Genomic DNA, 6,141 nt, shown 5'->3' with positions numbered 1-6,141 from the left:
TGCCTCGGCTCACCGCCGCCGAGGGATTCTTACCTTCCCGCTGTACGTCATTTCGGGCGAACCTAATAGCTATCTGGTGCAACAGAGTCGAGAAATCTATTGCGATAATTTTTTGATTGTTTTCTTCCTCAGTTCATCATTGGTAGACATCAGTTTAGCCATGCTGGTTTAATAGCTATTTTATGCAAAGTATCTTTAATGCCCTAATCAATTTTTTCTATAATACGGAAAACCGTATGATGTGCTGCTTTTAACTAAATAGGTTTGGGCAATGATAAATTGAAAACGATTTGGGTAAACATCAAAAGTCAATAACAAGAAATGAGTAGTTTGAAAATAGTTGCCCTAGATATAAAGAATTATTGTAATTTTTGGCCGATCTCGGTCTATTTGGGCTAGTTTTAAAATCAATTATATTTAATATTATTAACGAAAAGAATTAATGCAAACAGGGTTAGAAAAAAAATATTTATGAAAGTTTGGCGTATAGGATCCAATTGGGGCGGCGTAGATATTTTTCCAATTTTCGAGAAAAACAAAATTGCATTTGCCGGCCCTGAAGTAGAAGGGTATATCAAAAAAGTAAGCCATGGTGATTTAATTGCGATTACCAAGGGGCAAGAAATAGTTGCTATAGCGAAAGCTTCAAAAGTGGCATCGCTTGCTGATTTCGATACACAGTATGTTACAGATTATGACGATGTTTCTTGTATAGTTCTAAGTAATCTGTTTACGAAAGAAGCAAATAAGACTTTGGATTTTGGAATATACGATGGGCGAGGAAAACAGTTTCATGAAGCACATCACGATTATAAAAGAAATATAATATCTATTTACAAAAAAATTATCGCTCAAGATATGTTAGCTAAGACAAAAGAATTACTATTATATAAAAAACAAATTATTCTTCAAGGCCCCCCAGGAACTGGAAAAACGAGGCTTGCTCAAATAATAGCAGATGGATTAATAGTAGGTGATGTTAATTTTACGCCATTAGAATATGTAAAATGGTATATAAAAAGTTATGAGCAATCAAGTTTCTCAAAACATGAAATGAAGCAACGTAATGTCTTATTAAATGAATTTAGCAAGACATTTCCAATTGAAAATATTACCGGATTAACGTTGGATGAATATTGTAGGGGTAAGGGCTCGGTTACGAGCTTCTGTTATTGGATAGAGATTGGGCTTAAGTCACTCGGACGCTTTTCGCCTGGGCAGGCGGGTAGTGAGGTTTATGGAGTTTATTATCATTCGGAGAGTAAAGAATATAGGTGTGAAAGTGGTGATCATAAATATACATTTGAAGAAATAAAAGCTATTTTAAAAGAATTGCTTACAACTAAAGGCAAAAATTATGAACGGGCTACAAAGATTTTTAGACAAAGTTTGATTCTTAAAATCCTGGCTAGCTATTTTCCAGAAGATTATTTTCCGATTTTTAGTCAAAAGCATCTAAAAATTGTTGCTAAAATTTTAGATATTTATGTTGGAGACTTAAATGATATTGAACTAAACAAACAAATAAATATTCATTTTAACGATATAAAAGAATCATTTGGCAGTGAAATATCCAGCTATGAATTAATGGGCCATTTATATGATAAATTTAAAATTAAAAGTGATTCGGTTATAGAACCTGAAATAAAAGTTGTTACATCTTTAGGCGAAAGCAGATTAATCCAATTTCATCCATCTTTCACATACGAAGATTTTGTAAGAGGAATAACAGCGGTAACAAATAAAAAAGGTCAGATCGAGTACACTGTAGAAAATAAAATTCTATCAACTTTAGCAAAAAATGCCATAACTAACCCAGCAATAAACTATGTACTCATTATTGATGAGATTAATCGTGCCAATCTTTCATCGGTATTAGGAGAATTAATTTACGCTTTAGAATATAGAGGTAAAGAAGTAGAAAGTATGTATGAGGTAGATGGCTCAAACAAGCTTACTTTACCATCAAACCTTTACATCATCGGCACAATGAATACAGCAGATCGTTCGGTAGGCCATATCGATTATGCCATTAGGAGAAGATTTGCATTTGTAGATGTGTTACCGAAAGTATTAAATGATGAAAAGATTGTTTTTAATGCAAATTGGTTTCAGATAATAAGTGAATTATTTATTGATAACTATGATGAGTACTTAGCTGATGAAAAAACGATATTAAAAGCTGCGAAAACGTTATCATCAGAGTTTAGACCAGAAGATGTATGGCTTGGCCATTCTTATTTTATACAAAAGAAGTTAGAGGGTAGCGATAAGTTAGAGCCTGAAGATTTTAAAATACGTATTGATTATGAGATAAAACCTATTTTGTTGGAATATGTAAAAGATGGGGTATTGGTTGGCGAAATCAATAAAGTAAAAATAGAAGATTATATAAAATCTTTGTAATGGGTATTCTCCTTAAAGAACATATTGCTTATGCCTTAAAGTTAACAGAGGATCTTGATCTGATTAAAACAAACAAGATTGAGTATTTACATAACCATTTAATTGAAACAATTAATCCACGCAGGTTTAAAACTGAAAGGGGGAAGCACTATTATTGTTTTAATTATAAGCTTTCTGAAAAAGAGATCGTGCTGCAATCGGATTATTTTATAGGCATAGATTGGCTTATACAAGATCGTTTTATCCATGTAGAGCCGAAACTTAATTCGGGGCCGGCAAATTCTTTTGAAAAAATAAGTTCGAAAGCCGAAGAAGATATTACCGATACAGAAATAGGGGAACTGAATGAAGAAATTAAAAGGAATATTAAAAATGAAGAGTTAGATAAAGAGGTGGATATTATTGCTATGCTTTTGGAGATTATGTCTCATACAGAAGTAGCAAAACATACAAACAATCTACTTTTAATTGATTGGGTAGCAAACGAAATTCCTATTACACAAAAACAAGATTTGCTGACCCCATTTTTGATTGTTAAATTTTTAAAGTTGCTTCAGGATATTGTAAAAAAAGGATTAAAAAAATCATATTATAAGGTAACAGAAAATTTAAATAATAGGGTAAAGGGAAAGATCCTGGTTGGAGAGCAGATCAAGCAAAATATTTTTAAAAACCGTTTTACTAATACTGTATGCGAATATCAGGTATTTGGTGAAGATTCAGTAGAAAACCGTTTTCTGAAAAAGGTATATCTTTTTTGTACACAATATGTAGAAAACAATGATTATTTCTTTAAAGACAAGAATAATATTGGATGGATAATAAACTACGTCCGTCCGGCTTTTGATAAAATTGGTTCAGAGGTTAGTTTACAGGTGCTAAAGCATTTTAAATATAACCCGTTTTTTAAAGAGTATAAAGAAGCAATTAAAATAGGACAGCACATTTTAAAAAAGTTTTTATATAACATTACTAAAACCACAGAAGAGAAAGTTTCTACTCCTCCTTTTTGGATCGATATGCCGAAAATGTTCGAACTATACGTATTTGCCGGATTGTTAAATGGTAATTCGAGTCTATCAGCCAGTAATTTTAATTATCAATTTTCTACTCATGGTAATTCATTAGATTTTCTGATATGCGATGAGGATTCGGAAGCTGGAATTAAAATAGTTGCTGATACTAAATATAAGCTCAGATACAATTATGGCCAAATCCATGGAGATATCAGGCAGGTTGCAGGGTATGCGAGGCTAAATAAAGTCAAAAATCAGGCGCCAAGGCTATCTGACGAAATACCATGTTTAATTATATATCCTAAACCCGCAAAAAACGGAGAAAAACAAAAGATCAATTTAAGCATTAAAGATTTACTAAATGATAAGATAGCGGCTTATCATCAGGTTTATAAAATAGGAATTAACTTGCCTTTAATTGATTGAAAGTATAGTGAAGTTAATAGTTGAATAGACTGATATATAATCTTTCTGATAGATTTCTCCATTCCGCTGTGCTCCAGTCGAAATGACGGAATAATATGACCTTACGCTATTAGGAAATGAATTTAACAGTAATGGCTGGAAATATTATGTGTTTCTCCGTGTTTTACTCTGTGTGCTCTGTGGTTAAAATATGCTGTAGTTAAATATGCAATTAATCTTTTACCGCTTTCAAAAACACAAACCCCACTACACCCGATAAAACAGAAGCCGTTAATATTGCAAATTTAGCTTCGGCCACATGCACGACATCGCTAAATGATAACAGCGCAATAAATATCGACATGGTAAAGCCGATGCCCGCCAACATACCCAAGCCTAAAATATGTTTCCAGCCTGCTCCGGATGGTAAGTTGGCCCACTTTAGCTTCACAGCCAGCCAGCTAAATAAAGTTACGCCAATGGTTTTCCCTGCAAATAAACCCAATACAATACCGAGCCCTAATGGCGACACCAAAGCGCCGAACATTCCTTTCTGAAAAGTGATATTGGTATTGGCCAAAGCGAATATGGGCATAATGAGGTAGTTAACAGGAGTGGTTAAAGTATGCTCGAGTTTCTCTAAAGGCGATGTTGCTGCGGTTTTATTGGTAGGAATGGTAAAAGCCAGTAATACACCTGCAATGGTTGCATGTATGCCCGAGTGGTGGATGAAATACCAAAGGAATATGCCGGGGATAAGGTAAAAAACGAGTTTCTTTACACCAAAATAGTTCATTAAACCTAACAATAACAGGATGCCACCAGCCATGGCCAGGTATTGGAAATGGATTTGGTTGGTATAGAAAACTGCAATCACGAGGATGGCTCCAAGATCATCAACAATGGCCAATGCAGCTAAAAAGATTTTTAAACTGGCCGGTACGTTTTTGCCGAGCATGGCAATAATGGCAAGGGCAAAGGCAATATCAGTAGCCATGGGGATGCCCCAACCGCTTGCAGTGGCTTTGCCTGTATTAAAGAAGGTATAAATTAGCGCAGGTACAAGCATGCCACCTAAAGCCGCAATTACGGGTAAGGCTGCGCTTTTAAGGGATGATAATTCGCCTTCTACCAGTTCGCGCTTGATTTCTAAACCAACAAGTAAAAAGAAAACAGCCATTAGGGCATCGTTTATCCAGGCAAGTATGCTGTAGTTTATGGGGGCAAAACCGATTTCGGTATTTAAGAAGTTGATAAAAGTATCTTTAGCAGGTGAGTTAGCGATAATTAAAGAAATGGCTACGCAAAATAATAAGATGAAACCACCTATCTGTTCGGAACGGAAAAATGTTTTGAAGGAGTTTAGGAGTTTGGGCATGGGGTAAAAGTAGGGAATTTATATGTTTTTCCCTACGCTCAGGCTTGCCTCGGTTAGCCACCGAACTGGCTCTTACTTTTGGCTTAGCCCAAAAGTAACAAAAACCCAAGGCTTGGATCTTTTCTTGAACTAAGCTATCGAAATTCTTATTGCGGCAATATGGAGGCCCCGATGAAAAATCGGAACTGTATATTGCCTTGGGCTGTGGTTTGGTGAGGGGTTGTGCACGAATTTCAATGCTTATTTCAGCGAAAATTTCCTATGCCGGATAGCGTGACGCCAATGACATGGTGCCAATAGCATGGTGCAAATTGCAGGTGCGATAAGTTGTTTTATAGGCCTTTCCCTTTCAGGGGAAAGGTGCCGGTAGGCGGATAGGGGGATGCGATATGTTTCTGCCTCAGGCATTGTCTTGCTCCCGCTCAGGCTTGCCTCGGTTCGCCGCCACCGAGGAGACTCTTTCTTTATCCTTGATGATAAAGAAACAAACAATCAAGGCTTGGATCTAATGTCGGATAAATTCGTCAAAGCTTTAATGGCGGCAGTATCTAGGCTCTTACCCTGGCTTTATTCCATCGCTCCCGCTTGATCCTGCCTTGGGTTGGTGCTGTGTTGAAAGGATTTGCAAAAGCTTTAACGTTTTCTCCTTCCATTATATCCTATGCCGGATAGCATGGTGCAGATAACGTTTCGCAGATAGCATGGTGCAAATTGCAGGTGCGATAGGTGTTTTGCTCGAGCCTTTCCCTTTCAGGGGAAAGGTGCCGGTAGGTGGATAGGGGGGAATGCGACATGTTTTTTGCCTTAGGCATTGTCTTGCCCCCGCTCAGTCTTGCCTCGGCTCAGCGCCGCCGAAGGGCGCTTACTTTTGGCTTAGCCCAAAAGTAACAAAAACCCAAGGCTTGGATCTGATATCGGATAAATTCGTCAAAGCTT

The 6,141-nt window shown here is 36.5% G+C and carries 3 protein-coding genes; 2 read left to right on the top strand and 1 reads right to left on the bottom strand.

Translation table 11 applies throughout. The features are described from left to right. Positions 1 to 471: 471 nt before the first annotated feature. Together B2V92_RS18430 and B2V92_RS18425 are read left to right on the top strand one after the other, a co-directional pair. Positions 472 to 2,406 carry an AAA family ATPase gene (locus tag B2V92_RS18430; RefSeq protein WP_293310930.1) on the top strand — a complete coding sequence of 645 codons (1,935 nt, stop codon included), beginning with the start codon at positions 472 to 474 and terminating at the stop codon, positions 2,404 to 2,406. Next, the gene (locus tag B2V92_RS18425; RefSeq protein WP_293310928.1) at positions 2,406 to 3,848 is read left to right on the top strand and encodes a 5-methylcytosine restriction system specificity protein McrC; all 1,443 of its coding nucleotides are present in this window, start codon (positions 2,406 to 2,408) and stop codon (positions 3,846 to 3,848) included. The genes B2V92_RS18430 and B2V92_RS18425 overlap by 1 nt, the downstream gene beginning before the upstream one ends. 211 nt (positions 3,849 to 4,059) lie before the next feature. On the opposite strand, the gene nhaA is transcribed toward B2V92_RS18425, so the two are convergent. Continuing rightward, positions 4,060 to 5,205 carry a Na+/H+ antiporter NhaA gene (gene nhaA, locus B2V92_RS18420; protein ID WP_293310926.1) on the bottom strand — a complete coding sequence of 382 codons (1,146 nt, stop codon included), beginning with the start codon at positions 5,203 to 5,205 and terminating at the stop codon, positions 4,060 to 4,062. Positions 5,206 to 6,141: the final 936 nt, after the last annotated feature.

Source organism: Pedobacter sp. UBA5917, from assembly GCF_002432345.1.
Lineage (GTDB): Bacteria > Bacteroidota > Bacteroidia > Sphingobacteriales > Sphingobacteriaceae > Pedobacter.
Note: the sequence above shows the minus strand (reverse complement) of the source record. Positions and strands in the feature narration are given on the sequence as shown.

Excerpts from the sequence above, each read along its gene's own strand:
- B2V92_RS18430 (WP_293310930.1), top strand. The coding sequence starts at position 472 with ATGAAAGTTTGGCGTATAGGATCCAATTGGGGCGGCGTAGATATTTTT.
- nhaA (WP_293310926.1), bottom strand. The coding sequence starts at position 5,205 with ATGCCCAAACTCCTAAACTCCTTCAAAACATTTTTCCGTTCCGAACAG.
- B2V92_RS18425 (WP_293310928.1), top strand. The coding sequence starts at position 2,406 with ATGGGTATTCTCCTTAAAGAACATATTGCTTATGCCTTAAAGTTAACA.